We start from the raw sequence: 18320 nt of genomic DNA on the forward strand, positions 1-18320 counted from the left end.
GGACAACTCGCCCCCGCCAGTCGGCTCGTCCCCACCGCCCAGCCCCTCCGGCCCTCCCCCGGCCGCCAGGCCGTCCCGGTCGTCCAGTCCGTCCCGGGCGCCCCGCTCGCCCCCACTCCTCATGGCCGCACCAGCTCCCGCAGGTCCTCGAAGCGCCGGTCGCCGATGCCGCGTACGTCGCGCAGCTGATCCACCGACCGGAAGCCGCCGTTCTCGGTGCGGTAGGCGATGATCGCCGCCGCGAGCACGGGGCCCACGCCGGGCAGCGTCTCCAACTGCTCGGCGGTGGCCGTCCCCAGGCTGATCGGCCCGGCGGCGGTACCGGGCGCACCCGGTACCGCCCCGGCCACCGGGCCAGGACCGGGAGCCGGGTCGACGCCCACCGCCACCTGCTCCCCGTCGGTCAGGAGCCTGGCCCGGTTGAGCCCGGAGGTGTCCGTCCCCGGGCGGACCCCGCCCGCCGCCTCCAGCGCGTCCTCCACCCGGGAACCGGCGGGCAACCGGTGCACCCCGGGCCGTGCCACCTTCCCGCTCACGTCGACCACGAGCGGACCGGCCCCCGGCGAGGGCGGCGCCGGAGCCGGCGTCGACTCCGGCGCCGGAGGCCCCTCGGCCGCTCCCGGGGTCTCGGAGGCCTTCCGCGAGACGGCCTCGGGCACCCGCACGGGCTCCGGGCGCCCCGTCCAGAAGTGCTGGGCGGCCCACACCACCGCCACCACCACGACGACCACCAGCGCCGCGACGCTGCGCCACTCCATCCCGCAGCGGGCCCGCAGCAGCACCGGCAGCCCGCCCCAGCCGCGCTTGCCGAACGGCGGTCGCCCGGAGACCGGGCGGGGCCGCTCGGCCGACTCGGCGGGGAGCCGCTCGCGCAACGCGGCAGTTCCTCCCGGCCCGGAGGAGGTCCCGTCAGGGTCGGAGGGGCCCTCTTCCGTGCGAGGCCGGGGTCCGGTCTCCTGGCCGGGCTCCCGTTCCGCCGCACCGGCGCCGCCCGTCACCTCGTGCCGAGCGTCCCGCCCGACCTCCTCCGGGTCCGGCCGCCACCACGGGTGTCCCACGATCCGCCGGTCGTCGTCCCACCCGACCTCCTCCGGGGCCCGGTCGGGCGGCTCCTCGCGTTCCGGCCGCTCCCCGGCAGGCCCGCCCGCCCCCAACAGGGCCTGCGCGCGCACCCGTACCGCGTCGTCCGCGCCCTCCCGGGCGCGCTCGCCGTCTCTGCCCTGCCCATCCCGGACACCCACCCCGAAGAGCGAAGTTCTCAGCACCATGCGGCGACCGTAGAGAAGGCCGCGCGAAGAAGTGGATCTTGGTCGTTTTCAGGGGAGAACGCGACGCTTGTGGACAACTCCGTCACCCACAGGGCTCACTCCGGCCGCCAGGGGCACCAGGGGTGCCTTCTCTGCCGGGCTACCGGGCTACCGGGGGGACACCACGACCCCCACCAGCCCCGGCCCGGTGTGCGCCCCGATCACCGCGCCGACCTCGCTCACGTACAGCTCGCCGACCCCGCCGAGACGTTCCGCCAGCCGCTCCGCGAGTGCCGTGGCCTTCTCCCCGGCCGCCAGGTGGTGGACGGCGACGTCGACCATGCCCGCCTCAGCCGCCCGTTCGGCGACCAGTTCCTCCAGCCGGGCCAGGGCCTTCCCCGAGGTCCGCACCTTCTCCTTCAGCTGGATCACACCGTCCGCCAGTTGGAGGATCGGCTTGACGGCGAGCGCCGAGCCGAGCAACGCCTGGGCGGCGCCGATACGGCCACCCCGCCGCAGGTGTTCGAGGGTGTCGACGCAGAACAGCGCCGTACTTCCGGCGGCGCGTGCACGGACCGCCGCCACCGCCTCGTCGGCGCCCGCGCCCTTCGCGGTCGCCTCGGCTGCGGCCAGCGCGCAGAAGCCCAGCGCCATGGCGACCATCCCGGTGTCGACCACCCGGACCGGGACGGGTGACTCCCGCGCGGCGAGGACGGCCGCGTCGTAGGTCCCGGAGAGCTCGGCGGAGAGGTGGAGCGAGACGATCTCGTCGGCTCCGTCGGCGGCGAGCGCCGCGTAGGCGCGGGCGAACTGCTCGGGCGCGGGCCGGGAGGTGGTCACCGGAAGCCGCTTGCGCATCGCCTGCTCCAGCGCCCGGGCGGAGGACTCCGTGCCTTCCTCCAGCACCTCCTCGCCCAGGACGACGGTCAGCGGGACGGAGGTGATCCGGTGCCGCTCCGACTCCCGGTGGGGCAGGTAGGCCGTGGAATCGGTGACGATCGCGACATGGCGGGACATGGCCTGGAGGTTACCCGCCGGGGGCCCGCCCCGGCAGCCCCGGACCACCTCGACAAGATCATCTTCACGTCGGCCACGGAACCCCCACAGGGACCGCGTACCCCCAGCTCAGCGGCGAACCGGAAGGCTCCTCACCGCTCCCGCTCGGCGTCCCGCCGCCTCTGCCGCTCCCACGGGTAGGGCGTGCGCTGGGTGGCGGGGTCGATGGCGGTGGGGGTCGGCGCGGTGTGCGAGCCGGGTGTTTCCGGCCAGGTCTGCATGGGCGTGCCGCCCTCGGTACGCTCCGGCTCGGGCCACGGCTCGGGCTTCTGGTGGGCGGCGGGCGCCGGTTCGGCGGTCCAGTGGCGCAGCGCGCCGGACTCGACGCGGATCTGCTCGGCCAGTTCGCCGAGGTCGTCCTCGCTGTCGTGGTGGGCACGGTCGCGCAGGGCCGAGCGGAGTGAGGTGGCGGCTTCGGTGATCTGCTCGGTGCGGCGGCGCAGGGCGGGCAGGCGGCGGGCGATCTCGTCGCGGTCCGGGTCCTGTTCGAGGCGGCGCAGTTCGTCGTCGAGCTGGTGGCCGTGGGAGCTGAGCCGGTCGAAGAGGGCGGCCGTCTCCTTCAGCGAGGCGTCCTCGGCCCGCCGGGCGGCCAGGGCGTCCTGGGTGACGCGCATCGAGGTGCGCAGGGTGAGCCGGAGCTGGGCCGCCTCGCCCGCCGGTCCCGGCCGGGCGAAGGTGCGGGCGCGCAGGGCGGTGTCCTCTACGGAGCGGCGGGCCTGGTCGATGGTGCGGTCGACGCCCCGCTTGGCGGCCTTGACCGCCTTCACCGTGGCGTACACCGCGACGGCGACCAGCAGGAAGAAGATCAGCGCCATGATGGTGATGGTCTCCATGGGGTGATCCTCCAGTGGACGCGCGGGCCTGGCTGCGGGGGTCGCGCGGCCTGCCGTCCGCTCCGGGCCGCCCCCTCCCACCGTAAACGCAAAGGAGCCTTCGCCGGTTCCGTGGCCTTCCCCCGAGGGGAGAGAGATTCCCGGGGCGGGCGCGCCGGAGCCCGGCGCTCTCCCGTGTCGGGGAGGGCGCCGGGCTCCGGGTCGTCGTCAGGCGGGGACGATGTTGACCAGCTTGGGGGCGCGGACGATGACCTTGCGGACACCGGCCCCGCCCAGCGCGGCCCGGACCCGCTCGTCGGCGAGGGCGGTCTGCTCCAGGTCGGCCTCGGAGATGGACGGGGAGACCTCCAGGCGGGCCTTGACCTTGCCCTTGATCTGGACGACACAGGTGACCGCCTCGTCGACCAGGTACGCGGGGTCGGCGGCCGGCAGCTCCTGGTGGACGACGGAGTCCTGGTGGCCCAGGCGCCGCCACAGCTCCTCGGCGATGTGCGGGGCGAGCGGAGCGATCAGCAGCACCAGCTTCTCCGCCACCGGGCGCGGCACCGGCCCGTCGGCCTTGGTCAGGAAGTTGTTCAGCTCCGTGACCTTGGCGATGGCGGTGTTGAACCGCAGCGCCGCCATGTCCTGGGTGACGCCGTCGATCGCCTTGTTCAGGGCGCGCAGCGTGTCGGTGCCGACCTCCGGCTCGGCCACGTCCGCCACCGACACCTCACCGGACGCCTCGTCGACGACGTTCCGCCACAGCCGCTGCAGCAGCCGGTACTGGCCGACCACGGCGCGGGTGTCCCACGGCCGGGAGACGTCCAGCGGCCCCATGGCCATCTCGTACAGCCGCAGCGTGTCGGCGCCGTACTCGGCGCAGATCTCGTCCGGGGTGACGGCGTTCTTCAGGGACTTGCCCATCTTGCCCAGCAGCCGGGAGACCTGCTCGCCCTGGTACCAGAAGGTGCCGTCGCGCTCCTCGACCTCGGCGGCCGGGACCGGGATGCCCCGGCTGTCGCGGTAGACGTACGCCTGGATCATGCCCTGGTTGTAGAGCTTGTGGAACGGCTCCGAGGAGGAGATGTACCCCAGGTCGAACAGCACCTTGGACCAGAAGCGGGCGTACAGCAGGTGCAGCACGGCGTGCTCGGCGCCGCCGATGTACAGGTCGACACCGCCGCCGGGCATGCCCTCGCGCGGGCCCATCCAGTACTTCTCGGTCTCCGGGTCGACCAGCCGCTGGTCGTTGTGCGGGTCCAGGTAGCGCAGCTCGTACCAGCAGGAGCCGGCCCAGTTGGGCATGGTGTTGGTCTCGCGGCGGTACTTCTTCGGGCCGTCACCCAGGTCCAGGGTGACGTTGACCCAGTCCTCGTTGCGGGAGAGCGGGGTCTCCGGCTGGGTGTCGGCGTCGTCCGGGTCGAAGGTGCGCGGGCTGTAGTCCTCGACCTCGGGCAGCTCCAGCGGCAGCATCGACTCGGGCAGCGCGTGGGCGACGCCGTCCTCGTCGTAGACGATCGGGAAGGGCTCGCCCCAGTACCGCTGGCGGCTGAACAGCCAGTCGCGCAGGCGGTAGTTGACAGTGCCCTCGCCGATGCCGCGCTCGCGCAGCCAGCCGGTGATGCGGGCCTTGGCGGTGGTGACGTCCAGCCCGTCCAGGCTGATCTCGGCGTTGGCGGAGGCCCTCAGCTTCGCGTCGTACGAGTTGAAGGCGTCGTCCCAGGTGATCGGGTCGGCCGAGCGGCCGTCCGTGGGCTCGACGACGCAGCGGATCGGCAGGTCGAAGGCGCGGGCGAAGGCGAAGTCGCGGCTGTCGTGCGCCGGGACGGCCATGATCGCGCCGGTGCCGTACCCCATCAGGACGTAGTCGGCGATGAAGACCGGGACGTGCTCGCCGCTGACCGGGTTGACCGCGTACGCGCCGGTGAAGACGCCGGTCTTCTCCTTGGCGTCGGCCTGCCGCTCCACGTCGGACTTGCCGGCGGCGAAGGCGCGGTACTTCTCCACCGCCTCGGCCGGGGTGGCGTGGCCGCCGGTCCAGCTCTCGCGGGTGCCGTCGGGCCAGGCGGCCGGGACGATCTCGTCGACCAGCTCGTGCTCGGGCGCCAGCACCATGTAGGTGGCGCCGAACAGCGTGTCCTGGCGGGTGGTGAAGACGGTGACGGCCTTGCCCGTGTGCTCCCCGTCGAAGGGGAAGTCGACGCGGGCGCCCTCGGAGCGGCCGATCCAGTTCCGCTGCTGCAGCTTGATCGCCTCGGGCCAGTCCAGCCCGTCCAGGTCGTCCAGCAGGCGGTCGGCGTAGGCGGTGATGCGCATGTTCCACTGGCGCAGCTTCGCCTTGAAGACGGGGAAGTTGCCGCGCTCGGAGCGGCCCTCGGAGGTGACCTCCTCGTTGGCCAGCACGGTACCCAGGCCCGGCGCCCAGTTGACGGGCGCGTCGGAGGCGTAGGCCAGCCGGTACCGGCCCAGCACCTCGGCGCGCTCGCGGGCGTCCAGACCGGCCCAGTCACGGCCCTCGACGGCGACGCGCTCACCGTTGGCGAACTGGGCGATCAGCTCCTCGATGGGCCGGGCGCGGCCGGCCTCCTCGTCGTACCAGGAGTTGAAGATCTTCAGGAAGATCCACTGCGTCCACTTGTAGTACTCGGGGTCGATCGTGGCGAACGAGCGGCGGTTGTCGTGGCCCAGGCCCAGGCGGCGCAGCTGCGCGCGCATGTTGGCCATGTTGGCCTCGGTGGAGGTGCGCGGGTGCGTGCCGGTCTGTACGGCGTACTGCTCGGCGGGCAGGCCGAAGGCGTCGAAGCCGAGGGTGTGCAGGACGTTGTGGCCGGTCATCCGCTGGAAGCGGGCGTAGACGTCGGTCGCGATGTAGCCCAGCGGGTGGCCGACGTGCAGGCCAGCACCGGAGGGGTACGGGAACATGTCCATGATGAACTTCTTGGGGCGGGCCGCCAGCTCCGGGTCCCCGGCCAGGTCACCGGTGGGGTTCGGCGCCTCGTAGGTGCCCTCGGCGTCCCAGAAGTCCTGCCAGCGTGCCTCGATCTCGGCGGCCATCGCCGCCGTGTAGCGGTGCGGCGCGGTGGCACCCTCCGCGGAGGACGCGGGGGAATTCGTCTCGCTCATGATCCTCAAGCTCCATCGGTCGTCTCTGCTCACGCTTCCGGCGGGGCGGGCCCCCGAGGCTCCGCCCGGCGGCCGTGCCCCGGAACCGGAGCCGCCGCCCAATGAAAAAACCCCTCGCACAGGAGGGGGTGGCCGCGCTGGTTCCGGCCCCGTCGTCCGGGGTCCGGCTCTTGATCAGCGCGGCTCGGTAAGCAGAAGGCGTACAGCACGCATGGCGTCAGGGTACCGCAGCGGTCACCGGGCCCGCACGGCTCGCGGGGGGGGCGGGCACACGAAGAAGCGGGCCACCCTGTCCGGGTGGCCCGCTTCGACTTCGGTGGATGAGAGTCCGTTTCCGGATCTCTCTCCTGTGGAGCTAAGGAGAATTGAACTCCTGACCTCCTGCATGCCATGCAGGCGCTCTACCAACTGAGCTATAGCCCCTTGCTGCTGTCTTTCCGGTTCCCCCGGCGACGTCGACAACATTAGCGGGCTCCACGGGTTTCCACCAAATCCTTTCCCGACGGCGCCCGCCCCTCTCCCCGAGGGGCCCCGGCGGGTAGCCTCGCCGAGCGTGACTGCCGCCTCGCTCTCCCGTCTCGGGCGCACCTTCCCGGTCCGGGCCACCGCGCTCTGCCTTCTCTCCTTCGCCGCGTTCTGGGTTGCCCAGCGGCTGGCCGGGGTGACGATGGTGGACCTGATGGTCTACCGGGCGGAGGGCCAGGCCGTCCTGGACGGCGCCGACCTGTACGCGCTGCGGGCCACCGAGAACGACCTGCCCGCCACCTACCCGCCCTTCGCCGCGCTGCTGTTCACCCCGCTCCCGCTGCTGGGCACCGGCCTGATGCGCACCCTGGCCACCGCGGGCAACCTGCTGCTCGTGCTCGCGCTGGCCCTGCTGACGCTCCGCCTGGCGACCGGGGGCCATGGCGGGCGCCCGCTGCCGCGCCCCCTGACCTGGCTCGGCGTCCCGGCGCTGGCCGCCGTGGCGGTCTGGTCGGAACCGGTCTGGACGACGCTGCGGTACGGGCAGATCAACCTGCTGGTGACGGTCCTGGTGCTGTGGGACATGCGGTACCTCCCGGGCGCCGGGCCCGCGCGGGGGCGCCGCTGGGCGGGGGCGGGGATCGGCCTGGCGGCCGCCGTGAAGCTGACGCCCGGGCTGTTCATCGCCTTCCTGCTGCTGGCCGGGGCCCTCGCGGCGGTGCGCGGGCGCGGGGCCCGGCCGTGGCTGGCCCTGGCGCGGAACGCGGTGCTCTGGTTCCTGGCCGCCACCGCGCTGGCGGCGGCCCTGCTGCCCCGCGACTCGTGGCGGTTCTGGTCGGGCACCTTCCTCGCGGCGGACCGCGCGGGACACCCCGAGCAGACCGCCAACCAGTCGCTGCGCGGCCTGATCGCCCGCCTGCTGCACACCGCCGACCCGGGCCTGTGGTGGCTGGCGGCGGCCCTGCTGGTCGGCGCGGCCGGGCTCGGCGTGGCGGTGCTGGCCACGCTGCGCTCCCGGCCGGCCTGGGCGGCGACCGCGTGCGGGATGACGGCGCTGCTGGTCAGCCCGGTCTCCTGGTCGCACCACTGGGTGTGGTGCGTCCCCGCGGCGGTCCTGGTGATCGCGGAGGCGGTACGCGTCGGCGGCCGGTGGCGCCGGGCGGCCTCGGCCGCGCTGACCGGGGTCTTCTTCACGTACGCCCTGTGGTGGGTGCCGCACGGCCCCGAGCGGCCCGAACTCCACCAGGGGCCGGCCGAGTTCGCGCTGTCGGCGCTCTATCCGCTGGCCGCGCTCGGCTTCCTCGCGGTGGCGCTGGGAGTGGCTCTGCGCTCCGCCGCCGAGGCCACGGCCGAGGCGGCGCCGCCCGCCGGGCAGGTGCCGGAGCAGCGGGAGCCGGCGGCGGCCGGGGCGGGGCGTCAGGCCGTGGCGAAGGAGTAGAACCGCTTGAGGGTGCAGTGCTCGTCGAGGAGCCGCCCGTAGATGGGCTCGCCCTCCAGCTCGCGGTAGGTCTCGATCGGGTCGCCCTTTATGATCAGCGCCCTGGCGCACTCCTCGCACCAGTACTGGTAGCGCGGATTGACCGGCTCCATGTCGCGGACGATCGGCGTGCCACCGCCGCACCAGTCGCACTTCCTCCTGTGCGCACCCATCCCTCAGCCCCCGTCGTTCGCAGCGGCGGTACGGGCCGCACACCGGGCGGCGGGGGCCACTCGGCCCCCCGTGAGCTGGTCCGGCACCTGGCCGAGCAGGTGGTCCGCCTCCTCGACGATGCGCGCAGGCATCCCTCTCCCTCCCGTCGGACCGCGTCCCCCTTCCGGCCGTCCGATTCTGCCACGGAGGGCCTCCGGTCAGTGGCGCGAAGGTACCGGATGGGTCTCCGCGTCCGGTCTGGCCAGCGGTTACCCGCACGTACGGATCTTCCGGCCGACGGCCCGGCGCGTCTCGCCGCCCCGGGGGAGGACGGCGGCCGGACATACGAAAGATCCCATCCCCGTGGGGGATGGGATCTTTCGGACTGTGGAGCTAAGGAGAATTGAACTCCTGACCTCCTGCATGCCATGCAGGCGCTCTACCAACTGAGCTATAGCCCCTGGTGTTCTTCCCGCTCCCGCGGTGCGAACAAGAAGAACTCTAGCCCGTGACCAGCCAGAAAGTGAAATCCGGGTGCTGGGGCCCGCCCGGCGTCAGTCGTCGTCGCCGAGAACCGGCTCCGGCAGGGTGCCGGCGTTGTGCTCCAGGAGCCGCCAGCCGCGCGCCCCCTCGCCCAGGATCGACCAGCAGCAGTTGCTGAGGCCGCCGAGGCTCTCCCAGTGGCGGGAGTCGAGGCCGAGCAGACGCCCGATGGTGGTGCGGATGGTGCCGCCGTGCGAGGCGACGACCAGGGTGCCGTTCTCCGGCAGCTTCTCGGCGTGCGCGAGGACCACCGGGGCGGCCCGGTCGGCGACCTCTGTCTCCAGTTCGCCACCACCGCGCCGCACCGGCTCGCCGCGCTTCCACGCCGCGTACTGCTCGCCGTGGACCGCGATGATCTCCTCGTGGGTCAGCCCCTGCCAGTCCCCCGCGTACGTCTCGCGCAGCGCGGGGTCGTGGTGGGCCGCCAGCCCCGTGAGGGCGGACAGCTCGGCCGCGGTGTCCCGTGCCCGCCGGAGGTCGGAGGCGATGATCGCGTCCGGCTCGAGCGAGGCGAGCAGCCGCGCGGCCCGGCGCGCCTGGCCCCGGCCGACCTCGGTCAGGTCGATGTCCGTGGTGCCCTGGAACCGGCGCTCCAGGTTCCACGGGGTCTGGCCGTGCCGCCACAGGATGAGGCGGCGCCCCTGCCGCGGGCTGTTCACATCGCCTCACCGGCCTCGTCGGCCTGCTGCCGGGCGTGGGCCTCGGCCTTGCCGCGGGTGGCCTTGGCCTCCTCGGGCAGCTCGATCTCCGGGCAGTCCTTCCACAGCCGCTCCAGCGCGTAGAAGACGCGCTCCTCGCTGTGCTGGACGTGGACGACGATGTCGACGTAGTCGAGGAGGATCCAGCGCGCGTCGCGGTCGCCCTCGCGGCGGACGGGCTTGGCGCCGAGCTGCTGGTTCAGCCGCTCCTCGATCTCGTCCACGATGGACTTGACCTGGCGGTCGTTGGGGGCCGACGCGAGGAGGAAGGCGTCGGTGATCGACAGCACATCGCTCACGTCGTAGGCGATGATGTCGTGGGCGAGCTTGTCGGCTGCCGCCTGGGCGGCAACGGTGATCAGCTCGGTGGAACGGTCGGTCGCGGTCACTGCTGGGCTTTCGGTAGGCGGTCGAGAACCCCGATGGGGGCTGCCCCCAGGGTCTCACGGACCGCACGGCCGGCCGCCGGGAGTTTTCGCCGGTCCGGTGAGGCGCCCGAAGCACGCCTCACCGGACCGGCCCGCGCTCACTCGCTGGGCCGGTAGTCCCCGCCGAGCACCACCGAGACGTCGACGTTCCCCGGCGTGCCGCCCTTGGTGACGGCGCTGTCCGGCAGACCCAGGGTGCGGGCGACCTCGACGGCCTCGGCCTTGCCACCGGCCTTCTCGTACGTCACCGAGGAGGTGGCCCGGGCGGTGTCGCCGCTGCCCCGGCCGACGTAGGCGTAACCGCCGTTGACCAGGGAGGCCCGGGCCTTCTCGGCGCGGCCCTCGGCGCCGGTGGCGTCCTGGACGCCGACGCGGGCCGCGTCGCCCTGGGCGCCGCCGCTCACCGAGCCGCCGAGGATCTGCTTGACGATCTTGTCGGTCGCCTCCTGGGCGGGCCGCCCGTCCTGTCCGACCGGGAGCAGTTCGGTGGTGTGGTCGCCGCCCTTGGCGCGGTCGGCGAGCCGGGCGAGGAAGGCGCCGAGGTCCTTCTCCTTCAGCGAGGGGTCCAGGATCTGGGCGAGGGTCTCGACGGTGACGGTGGCCGCCTGCGGGTCCGAGGAGAGCTTGCGCAGCACGCCGTGGAAGACCTGGCCGAACCGCTGGAGCTGGGCGGTCTGCGGCTCGCCCTCGGCCCGGTAGGTGGCGTAGGCGACGGCCGCGGGGCCGCCGAGGGTGCGGTCGGCGCCCTTGGTGACCAGCGGCGACTCGCCCTTCTTGGAGGCGGGGACGGTGGCGTCGGCGTCCAGCTCGATGTTGCCGACCAGTTCGACGAGGTTGTTGAGGTAAGGGGTGTCGAGCCGCCAGGTGCCCTCGACGCTGGTGCCGAGCAGTTGGTCGACGGCCTCCCGGGTGCCGGTGGAGCCGTCGTCGTCCACGGACTTGTCCAGAGTGGTGGCGTTGCCGTCCTCGCCGGTCAGGGCCAGGGAGTTGGGCAGCAGCACGGTGGCGCCGCGCTTACTGGTGGTGTTGTCGACCAGGAGCAGGGTGGAGGTGTGCTCGGTCCGGGTGTCGTGCAGGTGGACCATGACCACGTCGCGCTTCTGCGGCCCGGCCGTGTCCGCCGCGCCGCCGGAGGAGCCGGCGGAGGAGGTGCCGGGCAGCTTCCCGGCGTACCAGAGGTAGCCGACGCCGCCGGCCAGCAGGACGGCCACGACGACGACCAGCGCGATCATCCGGCTGCGGCCGCGCCGCTTGGCCTCCTCGCGGCGCTCGGTGCGGCTCTCCGTGAAGGCGAGCCAGTCGATGACGTCCTCGGACTCCTCGTCCGGCTCCTCGATGAAGGAGAACTGCTCGGTCTTGTAGTCGGGAGCGCCCTCACCGCCTTCACCGCCGCCGTCGTCCTGGTGCGGCTGCTGCGGGGGCACGCGCGGCTGCTGACCGGTGCCGGGGCCGCCCTGGCCGTAGGGGTCGTAGCCCTGCTCGTACCCGTACCCCTGCTGCTGCCCCGCGTACGGATCGGCCGGCACCGGCGGCTGCTGGCCCGTGCCGGGGCCGCCTTGGCCGTAGGGGTCGTAGCCCTGCTCGTACCCGTACCCCTGCTGCTGCCCCGCGTACGGATCGGCCGGCACCGGCGGCTGCTGGCCCGTGCCCGGACCGCCCTGGCCGTACGGGTCGTAGGCGTAGCCCTGCTGACGGCCGGCGTACGGGTCGTAGCCCTGGGGGGGCTGCTGGGGGACCTGCTGCTGCGGGATGGGCCGGCCGTACTCGTCGTAGCTCACGGGGCCGTACTGCTCGGACGCGTACTCCCCGCCGTACGGGTCGGACGCGTGTCGTCGGTCGTTCACCGGTGCCCCTCTCGGCTCAGTCGCCGCGGTACAGCTCGCGCTTGTCGATGTAACGCACCACTCCGTCAGGCACCAGGTACCAGACGGGGTTTCCCTCGGCGACCCGGGCGCGGCAGTCCGTGGAGGAGATGGCCAGCGCCGGGACCTCGACCAGGGAGACCCGGCCTTCGGGCAGCCCGGGGTTGGCCAGGGTGTGGCCGGGCCGGGTGACGCCGATGAAGTGGGCGAGGGAGAAGAGCTCGTCCGTGTGGCGCCAGGTGAGGATCTGTCCGAGCGCGTCGGCGCCGGTGATGAAGAACAGGTCCGTCTCGGCGTTGAGCACGGCGAGGTCGCGCAGGGTGTCCGTGGTGTAGGTGGGCCCGCCGCGGTCGATGTCGATGCGGCTGACGGAGAACTGCGGGTTCTCGGCGGTCGCGATGACCGTCATCAGATAGCGGTCCTCGGCCGGGGTGACCTCTTTGTGGCTCTTCTGCCAGGGCTCACCGGTCGGGACGAAGACCACCTCGTCGAGGTGGAACTGCGCGGCGACCTCACTGGCGGCGACGAGGTGGCCGTGGTGGATCGGGTCGAACGTGCCGCCCATGACGCCCAGACGCCTGCGCGGACGCTCGGGTGCCGCCGCGGCGGCCGGGCCCGTAGGCATGTCCTGCTCTCCCATGCGAGCAGAGCCTACTGGCCCGGCGGACCCGCTCCGGACACCCCCTGACGGACGCCCCTGAGGGCTGGTCACCGCGGTGCGGTGGTGGGGCGGGGTACTCAGCGGTCGCGGTTGAAGCGCGTGGTGATCCAGAGCAGCACGAGCAGCACGACGAGCGCTCCGCCGCCGGTGAGGTACGGGTTGAGGTTCTCGTGCCCGCCGCCCTCGGAGGCGAGGGTGACCAGCTGGGCAGCGGTGCTGTGGAGGCTCATCGTCGGCATGACCTATCCGGTGGTGGGGCGGGCGGGTGATCTGCCGACATCGTATGCGGGGGCGTGCGGGAGGCCCACGCCGACTCGGTGTTCGGGTGCCGGGGCGCGGTGCGGGGTGCGGCGTGCGGCGTGCGGTCAGCCGTTGTCGCGGTAGCCGCGCAGCAGGAACCAGGCGAGGAGGACGGCGCCGACGACCGAGACGACGATGAAGACCCGGAAGGGGATGCCGTTGGCGGGCGGCTGGTCCGCCGCGAGCAGCAGGGCGAGGTGGGCGGCGTGGTCCATGGGAAGGCTCCTTGCTTGCGGTGCCGTCCCACTGTAGGCCCGCCGCTCCCGCCCGTCCGGGGCGCCCCGCCCGCGCGGACGGCCACGCAACCAACCAGCCCGGCCCACGGTCCTGTTCAGAGGGGCGGCCGTAGGCTGGCCCCGTCGCGGCCAGCGCGCACCGTCCCCGGGGGACGGCCGGTACGAGGCGAGGCGGAGGAGTCGGATGACCGACCAGGACAGGGACGGCGCGTACGGGACGGAGAAGCGGCCGGCACGCAGCAGGCGCCGCTTCCCGGGGATCTCCTCGCGGGCGTACGAGCATCCGGCGGACCGCTCGGCGCTGGTGGCGCTGCGCAAGCTCAGCGGGTTCGACACGGTCTTCAAGGCGCTCAGCGGACTGCTGCCCGAGCGGAGCCTCAGACTGCTCTTCCTCTCGGACTCGGTGCGGGTCTGCGAGGCGCAGTTCGCCCACCTGCACACGATGCTGGTGGACGCCTGCTACATCCTGGACCTGGAGAAGGTCCCGCCGATGTACGTCACGCAGAACCCGGTTCCCAACGCGATGTGCGTCGGCCTGGACGAGCCGGTCATCGTGCTCACCACGGGACTGGTGGAGCTGCTGGACGAGGAGGAGATGCGGGCGGTCGTCGGCCACGAGGTGGGGCACGCCCTCTCCGGCCACTCCGTCTACCGCACGGTGCTGCTCTTCCTGACCGGCCTGGCCGTGAAGGTCGCCTGGGTTCCGCTGGGGAACGTCGCGATCATGGCGATCGTGACGGCGCTGCGCGAGTGGTTCCGCAAGTCGGAGCTGTCCGCGGACCGCGCCGGCCTGCTGGTCGGGCAGGACCTCTCGGCCTCGCTGCGCGGCCTGATGAAGTTGGCGGGCGGCAACCACCTGCACGAGATGAACACCGACGCGTTCCTCGCCCAGGCCGAGGAGTACGAGGCCGGGGGCGACCTGCGCGACTCGGTGCTGAAGATCCTCAACGTGCTGCCGCGCACCCACCCCTTCACCACCGTCCGGGCGGCCGAGCTGAAGCGGTGGTCCGAGAGCCGCGATCACCAGCGCCTGCTGGACGGCCACTACCCGCGGCGCGAGGAGGACAAGGAGACCAAGGTCGGCGAGTCCTTCCGGCAGTCGGCCTCCGGCTATGCCGAGGAGGTCAGGACCAGCAAGGACCCGCTGATGAAGCTGGTGAGCGACCTGGCCGGCGGCGCGGGCGACCTCGGCGGCAAGCTCCGGGACCGCTTCACGGGCGGGACGCGGCCGAACGGGAACCCCGGCCCCCGCCCGGACGGCTCCACCGGTACGGACGGCTCGCCGGAGGGTGACGGCAGGGGCTGACCCCGGCCACGGCGAGGGCCCCCGGTGCGCGGGCACCGGGAGCCTCGTCCGGTCAGCGCACCGCGCCCGGGTCCCCGGCAGCGGCCCCTGGCGCCGGTCCGCCCGAGGCGTCCGCGTGCCTCCCCGCTCCGCCGCTCCCGGCGGGCCGGGACTCGGCGAGGGTTCCGCAGACGGCGCCGCCGCCCTCGCGGGCGTACGGGTCGGTGGCGGGCGGGCGGGCCGCGGGGGCCTTCTCGCCGGCGAGGAGGGGGCGGAGGTGGTCGGCGGCGGGTCTGCCGCACGGCAGGGGGCCGGCCTCGGTGCGGGAGCTGAGCAGTTCGAGCTGGTGGGCGCGGAGGGCGTCGCGGTCGAAGCTGAACCGCAGGGCCCGGCGGACCACCAGCAGCGAGGGGTCGGCCTCGGGGGCGGCGGCGGGCCGGACCGCGTAGACGAAGGTGTGGTCGGTGGTGATCTCCAGGGTGCCGGGGCCGGTCTCGGTGTAGTCCAGGACGCCCTGGACGCGGATGTCGGGAGCGGCGAGCACGGCGTGGGCGGGGTCGAGACGGACCAGCCAGCCGGTGGCGGCGTGCAGTCCGTCGGCGGCGGGGCGGCGCAGCGCGGCGTCGAACTGGTCGGCCTGGGCGGGGTCGACCAGGAGGCGGACGGCGCGTTCCTCGCGTCCGGCGAGGACCTCCGGGGAGAGCGAGGAGTGGACCAGGTACTCCTTGGCGGTGCTGAGGGCGGCGATGACCTGCCCCTCGTCGAAGTGCGCGGTGGCGTGCGCGCCGGGCAGGTTGATCCCGGCGGCGCCGGTGGCGTACTGGGCGGCGGGGGTGGCGTCGAAGGGCCGGTCGGGGTCGGCGGGGCGGACCGCGTACGCGGGGGCGAGCGGGACCAGGCTCATCCGGGCGGGACGGGGCGGCGGGCCGGACCGGGTCTGGCCGGGCGGGCTGATGCCGAGGTAGACGGCGGCCAGGAAGGCGACGACGAGCAGGGCGGCCAGAATGAGCACCTGGCGGGTGAGGCGGGGGCCGGTGCGCTCGGCGGCGGCCTGCGGCGGGCGGTCGCGGACGGCGGGGGCGTGCTGGTTCGCGGTGCGTTCGCTGGCTGAGTACTCCTGGATCGGGGCGGCGCGGACGAAGGAGTCGTCGAAGACGTACCCGTAGTCGTCGTCGCTGCCGGACGGGCCGTCCCCGGGGTTGTCGGGGGGTCCGTCGGGAGGCTGCCCCGGCCTGTTCATATCTTCAGGTTGGGTCGCGGCGGCCGACCGTAAACGCCCCCGTTGGGGCACGCGTCGGTACGGCCGCCCGTGTCACGGGTCCAGGGGCGCGACCGAGGCCGCCGGACGGGTGAACCCGGTGTCGGCCGCGGGGTCGGTGCCGGTGGTGGCGGGCGGCGGGGCGGTGCCCTGGCCGGAGGCGGCGGAGCCCCGGTAGACGGCGCTGAAGGCGAGCGCGATCATGCCGACGCCCATCAGCAGCGCGAGCAGCCAGGCGATGGGCCGGTGCCAGCTGACCCGGGTGGGGTGCAGCGCGGCGTCGTCGGCCTCGCTCGGGTCGTAGTCCTCGTTCACCGCCGGGTCGGGGCCGAAGGGCTGGGCGGCCTCGTAGTAGGCGTCGCGGGTCCTGGTGCGGGCGCGGCGCGCCTCGGCCTCGGCCCGGGCGTGGGCGGCGGCGACGAGCCGCTCCACGGCGGTGGCTTCGTGGAACTCGGCGGCCCTGATGAAGTCCTCGTCGAAGACCACGGAGGCGAACGCGTCGTCCGCGCCTCCGCGGTCGTGGTCGTCGTCGGGCTGTCGGCCGTCCGGAAACGGCGAGCCCCCCACGTCCTCCGGCACGGGACCAGAGTAGACCTGGAGGGCTCTTTTGGGCAGACCGTGGGGCAAGTCAGGGCATCAGCGGATGTGCCCGTCCCCGGTGAGGATGTACTTGGTGCTGGTCAGCTCGGGGAGGCCCATCGGGCCGCGGGCGTGCAGCTTCTGCGTGGAGATGCCGATCTCGGCGCCGAAGCCGAATTCACCCCCGTCGGTGAAGCGGGTGGAGGCGTTCACCGCGACGGTGGTGGAATCGACCCTCTGGGTGAACCGGCGGGCCGCCGCCTGCGAGGTGGTGACGATCGCCTCGGTGTGGCCGGAACTCCAGCGGCGGATGTGGGCGACGGCCTCGTCGAGGCTGTCGACCACGGCTGCGGCGAGGTCGTGGCTGAGGTACTCGGTGGCCCAGTCCTCGTCGGTGGCCTCGACCACGGTGGCCTCGGTGTCCCCGGCGAGCGCCCGCACGCGCGCGTCGCCGTGCACGGTGACCTGCGCCCGGGCGAGGGCGTCGAGGGCGCGGGGCAGGAAGGCGGCGGCGATGTCGCGGTGGACCAGGACGGTCTCGGCGCTGTTGCAGACGCTGGGGCGCTGGGCCTTGGAGTTGACCAGGATGTCGACGGCGGTGTCCAGGTCGGCCTCGGCGTCGACGTAGACGTGGCAGTTGCCGGTGCCGGTCTCGATGACCGGGACGGTGGACTCCTCGACGGTGCGGCGGATCAGGGCGGCGCCGCCGCGCGGGATCAGCACGTCGACCAGACCGCGGGCGCGCATCAGCTCGCGGACCGAGTCGTGGGTGTCGCCGGGGACGAGCTGCACGGCGTCGGCGGGCAGCCCGGCGGCGGCGACGGCATCGCGCAGGACGGCCACCAGCGCGGTGTTGGACTCCTTGGCGGAGGAGGAGCCGCGCAGCAGGACCGCGTTGCCGGACTTGAGGCAGAGCGCGGCGGCGTCGACGGTGACGTTGGGCCGGGCCTCGTAGATGATGCCGACCACGCCGAGGGGCACGCGGACCTGGCGCAGGTCGATCCCGTTCGGGAGGGTCGAACCGCGGACCACCTCGCCGACCGGGTCGGGCAGGGTGACGAGGTGGCGCACGTCGGCGGCGATGGCGCGGACCCGGTCGGCGGTGAGGGTGAGGCGGTCCACGACGGAGGCGGCGGTGCCGGCCTCCTCGGCGCGCTTCACGTCGCCCGCGTTGGCCCGGACGATCTCCTCGGTCCGCGCCTCAAGGGCGTCCGCGACGGCGCGCAGGGCGTCGTCCTTGACCGCGCGCGGCAGCGTGGCGAGGCCGGCGGCGGCTTCCTGGGCGCGGCGCCCCGCGAGTGTGACGGGGCTGGTGGCGTCATACGTCGTCATGGCCGCGAGCCTACGTCGCCGCGAGGCCGGCCCCGCCGGACGTTTCAGGATGCGAGAGGCGTCCTGGACGGCGGCCGGGCGGGGCGGTGTTCAGTAGGGGTGGACGCCGATCGGCCGGGCCGGGGGCGGGCCGTACCCCTCGGCGATCCGCTGGTGGTAGGTCTCCCGGTCGATGACCTCCAGGCCGACGATCTCCCAGGGCGGGAGTCCGGCGGTCTGCCGGTGCTCGCCCCACAGGCGCAGGGCGACGGCGGCGGCGTCGTGGAGGTCGCGCGCCTCCTCCCAGTACCGGATCTCGGCGTGGTCCTCGGCGTAGCGGCTGGTCAGCAGGAAGGGGTGGTCGTGGGCGAGCTGTTCGAGCCCGGCCCGCACCTCGGCCAGCGGGGTGCTCTCCCCGGCGGCGCTGAGAGTGACGTGCCAGAGCCGGGGCCGCGGCCGGCCGTCCTGCTCGTCGGCGCCGGGAGCGGCGCGGTCACCGGGCCGGACGCTGCTGAGCGCGCGCTGATCCCCGGCTCCCCGGCGGGGCGGGGAGGTGCTGTTCGCGCGGGACCCCGGCCCCGGGCGCCCTCGTCTCACGGCGGCCTCCTGCCACATCGACGTCCCGACGGCTCTCCGCTCCGCTTTGGGGACGGTGTCGGCCCGCCGCGGAGTCTGTCCGCTTCAAAGTGGAACAGGCGCGGTGGTCCCGTGTGGCGGTTTTGCGGAACCTCCCCGCGCGCGGGCACGCGTTTCGGCCGCCCCCGCCCTCCCGTACGGTCGAGCGCGTGCGCCGCGCACGCCGGGCGCGGGGGCGCACCCCGGC

The 18320-nt window shown here is 73.8% G+C and carries 18 protein-coding genes and 2 tRNA genes; 2 read left to right on the forward strand and 18 right to left on the reverse strand.

Annotation, left to right across the window (positions count from 1 at the left end; genetic code table 11):
• Nucleotides 1-119: 119 nt before the first annotated feature.
• The 5 genes from ACSLIC_RS07020 to ACSLIC_RS07040 form a co-directional block, all read right to left on the reverse strand.
• Complete coding sequence (locus tag ACSLIC_RS07020; protein WP_436736816.1) at nt 120-1268, reverse strand: helix-hairpin-helix domain-containing protein; 1149 nt, start codon at nt 1266-1268, stop codon at nt 120-122.
• Nucleotides 1269-1415: 147 nt separating this feature from the next.
• Entirely contained in the window at nt 1416-2264 is an 849-nt protein-coding gene (locus ACSLIC_RS07025) for a DegV family protein (RefSeq protein WP_436736817.1), read from the reverse strand.
• A 131-nt stretch (nt 2265-2395) separates the two neighbouring features.
• Nucleotides 2396-3136, reverse strand: coding sequence for a hypothetical protein (locus ACSLIC_RS07030; protein WP_436736818.1), 741 nt, complete (start codon nt 3134-3136; stop codon nt 2396-2398).
• Nucleotides 3137-3343: 207 nt separating this feature from the next.
• Nucleotides 3344-6241: a leucine--tRNA ligase gene (gene leuS, locus ACSLIC_RS07035; RefSeq protein WP_436736819.1), complete on the reverse strand. Its 2898-nt coding sequence runs from the start codon at nt 6239-6241 to the stop codon at nt 3344-3346.
• Between the two features lie 350 nt (nt 6242-6591).
• Nucleotides 6592-6664: transfer RNA gene (locus tag ACSLIC_RS07040), tRNA-Ala, on the reverse strand.
• A 130-nt stretch (nt 6665-6794) separates the two neighbouring features.
• Between ACSLIC_RS07040 and ACSLIC_RS07045 the strand changes: the two genes are divergently transcribed.
• Nucleotides 6795-8144 carry a glycosyltransferase 87 family protein gene (locus tag ACSLIC_RS07045; protein WP_436736820.1) on the forward strand — a complete coding sequence of 450 codons (1350 nt, stop codon included), beginning with the start codon at nt 6795-6797 and terminating at the stop codon, nt 8142-8144.
• On the opposite strand, the gene ACSLIC_RS07050 is transcribed toward ACSLIC_RS07045, so the two are convergent.
• The 9 genes from ACSLIC_RS07050 to ACSLIC_RS07090 all read right to left on the reverse strand — a co-directional run bounded on the left by ACSLIC_RS07050 (nt 8123) and on the right by ACSLIC_RS07090 (nt 13043).
• Nucleotides 8123-8356 (reverse strand): hypothetical protein, encoded by a 234-nt coding sequence (locus ACSLIC_RS07050; RefSeq protein WP_018468100.1) that lies wholly within the window; start codon nt 8354-8356, stop codon nt 8123-8125. The two genes, ACSLIC_RS07045 and ACSLIC_RS07050, sit on opposite strands and share 22 nt — an antisense overlap.
• 3 nt (nt 8357-8359) lie before the next feature.
• A complete protein-coding gene (locus tag ACSLIC_RS07055; RefSeq protein ID WP_436736821.1) occupies nt 8360-8488 on the reverse strand; it encodes a hypothetical protein in 129 nt (42 codons plus the stop codon).
• 236 nt (nt 8489-8724) lie between these two features.
• Nucleotides 8725-8797: transfer RNA gene (locus ACSLIC_RS07060), tRNA-Ala, on the reverse strand.
• A gap of 93 nt (nt 8798-8890) precedes the next feature.
• On the reverse strand, nt 8891-9538 hold the full coding sequence (locus tag ACSLIC_RS07065) for a histidine phosphatase family protein (protein ID WP_436736822.1): 648 nt from the start codon (nt 9536-9538) through the stop codon (nt 8891-8893).
• Entirely contained in the window at nt 9535-9966 is a 432-nt protein-coding gene (gene rsfS, locus ACSLIC_RS07070; RefSeq protein WP_436736823.1) for a ribosome silencing factor, read from the reverse strand. The genes ACSLIC_RS07065 and rsfS overlap by 4 nt, the downstream gene beginning before the upstream one ends.
• A gap of 137 nt (nt 9967-10103) precedes the next feature.
• The gene (locus ACSLIC_RS07075) at nt 10104-11849 is read right to left on the reverse strand and encodes a LytR C-terminal domain-containing protein (protein WP_436736824.1); all 1746 of its coding nucleotides are present in this window, start codon (nt 11847-11849) and stop codon (nt 10104-10106) included.
• A 16-nt stretch (nt 11850-11865) separates the two neighbouring features.
• Nucleotides 11866-12507 (reverse strand): nicotinate-nucleotide adenylyltransferase, encoded by a 642-nt coding sequence (nadD, locus tag ACSLIC_RS07080; protein ID WP_003948015.1) that lies wholly within the window; start codon nt 12505-12507, stop codon nt 11866-11868.
• Nucleotides 12508-12605: 98 nt separating this feature from the next.
• Entirely contained in the window at nt 12606-12767 is a 162-nt protein-coding gene (locus tag ACSLIC_RS07085) for a hypothetical protein (RefSeq protein WP_436740489.1), read from the reverse strand.
• Between the two features lie 126 nt (nt 12768-12893).
• On the reverse strand, nt 12894-13043 hold the full coding sequence (locus ACSLIC_RS07090) for a hypothetical protein (RefSeq protein WP_436736825.1): 150 nt from the start codon (nt 13041-13043) through the stop codon (nt 12894-12896).
• Between the two features lie 205 nt (nt 13044-13248).
• Between ACSLIC_RS07090 and ACSLIC_RS07095 the strand changes: the two genes are divergently transcribed.
• Entirely contained in the window at nt 13249-14370 is a 1122-nt protein-coding gene (locus tag ACSLIC_RS07095; protein WP_436736826.1) for a M48 family metallopeptidase, read from the forward strand.
• A gap of 52 nt (nt 14371-14422) precedes the next feature.
• Here ACSLIC_RS07095 and ACSLIC_RS07100 read toward each other — a convergent pair whose 3' ends face one another.
• The 4 genes from ACSLIC_RS07100 to ACSLIC_RS07115 form a co-directional block, all read right to left on the reverse strand.
• A complete protein-coding gene (locus ACSLIC_RS07100; protein WP_436736827.1) occupies nt 14423-15589 on the reverse strand; it encodes a hypothetical protein in 1167 nt (388 codons plus the stop codon).
• Between the two features lie 72 nt (nt 15590-15661).
• A complete protein-coding gene (locus ACSLIC_RS07105; RefSeq protein ID WP_436736828.1) occupies nt 15662-16186 on the reverse strand; it encodes a hypothetical protein in 525 nt (174 codons plus the stop codon).
• Nucleotides 16187-16243: 57 nt separating this feature from the next.
• Nucleotides 16244-17518, reverse strand: a complete 1275-nt coding sequence (locus ACSLIC_RS07110) for a glutamate-5-semialdehyde dehydrogenase (RefSeq protein ID WP_436736829.1) — start codon at nt 17516-17518, stop codon at nt 16244-16246.
• 90 nt (nt 17519-17608) lie between these two features.
• Complete coding sequence (locus ACSLIC_RS07115) at nt 17609-18112, reverse strand: hypothetical protein (protein WP_436736830.1); 504 nt, start codon at nt 18110-18112, stop codon at nt 17609-17611.
• Nucleotides 18113-18320 lie beyond the last annotated feature (208 nt).

The organism is Streptomyces sp. BBFR102 (assembly GCF_051397025.1).
Taxonomy (GTDB): Bacteria; Actinomycetota; Actinomycetes; order Streptomycetales; family Streptomycetaceae; genus Streptomyces.

What these genes read in the sequence shown, in the direction of transcription:
- ACSLIC_RS07020 (WP_436736816.1), bottom strand. Translation starts at nt 1,268, where the DNA reads ATGGTGCTGAGAACTTCGCTCTTCGGGGTGGGTGTCCGGGATGGGCAG.
- ACSLIC_RS07025 (WP_436736817.1), bottom strand. Translation starts at nt 2,264, where the DNA reads ATGTCCCGCCATGTCGCGATCGTCACCGATTCCACGGCCTACCTGCCC.
- ACSLIC_RS07030 (WP_436736818.1), bottom strand. Translation starts at nt 3,136, where the DNA reads ATGGAGACCATCACCATCATGGCGCTGATCTTCTTCCTGCTGGTCGCC.
- leuS (WP_436736819.1), bottom strand. Translation starts at nt 6,241, where the DNA reads ATGAGCGAGACGAATTCCCCCGCGTCCTCCGCGGAGGGTGCCACCGCG.
- ACSLIC_RS07050 (WP_018468100.1), bottom strand. Translation starts at nt 8,356, where the DNA reads ATGGGTGCGCACAGGAGGAAGTGCGACTGGTGCGGCGGTGGCACGCCG.
- ACSLIC_RS07055 (WP_436736821.1), bottom strand. Translation starts at nt 8,488, where the DNA reads ATGCCTGCGCGCATCGTCGAGGAGGCGGACCACCTGCTCGGCCAGGTG.
- nadD (WP_003948015.1), bottom strand. Translation starts at nt 12,507, where the DNA reads ATGGGAGAGCAGGACATGCCTACGGGCCCGGCCGCCGCGGCGGCACCC.
- ACSLIC_RS07085 (WP_436740489.1), bottom strand. Translation starts at nt 12,767, where the DNA reads ATGCCGACGATGAGCCTCCACAGCACCGCTGCCCAGCTGGTCACCCTC.
- ACSLIC_RS07090 (WP_436736825.1), bottom strand. Translation starts at nt 13,043, where the DNA reads ATGGACCACGCCGCCCACCTCGCCCTGCTGCTCGCGGCGGACCAGCCG.
- ACSLIC_RS07095 (WP_436736826.1), top strand. Translation starts at nt 13,249, where the DNA reads ATGACCGACCAGGACAGGGACGGCGCGTACGGGACGGAGAAGCGGCCG.
- ACSLIC_RS07100 (WP_436736827.1), bottom strand. Translation starts at nt 15,589, where the DNA reads ATGAACAGGCCGGGGCAGCCTCCCGACGGACCCCCCGACAACCCCGGG.
- ACSLIC_RS07110 (WP_436736829.1), bottom strand. Translation starts at nt 17,518, where the DNA reads ATGACGACGTATGACGCCACCAGCCCCGTCACACTCGCGGGGCGCCGC.
- ACSLIC_RS07115 (WP_436736830.1), bottom strand. Translation starts at nt 18,112, where the DNA reads ATGTGGCAGGAGGCCGCCGTGAGACGAGGGCGCCCGGGGCCGGGGTCC.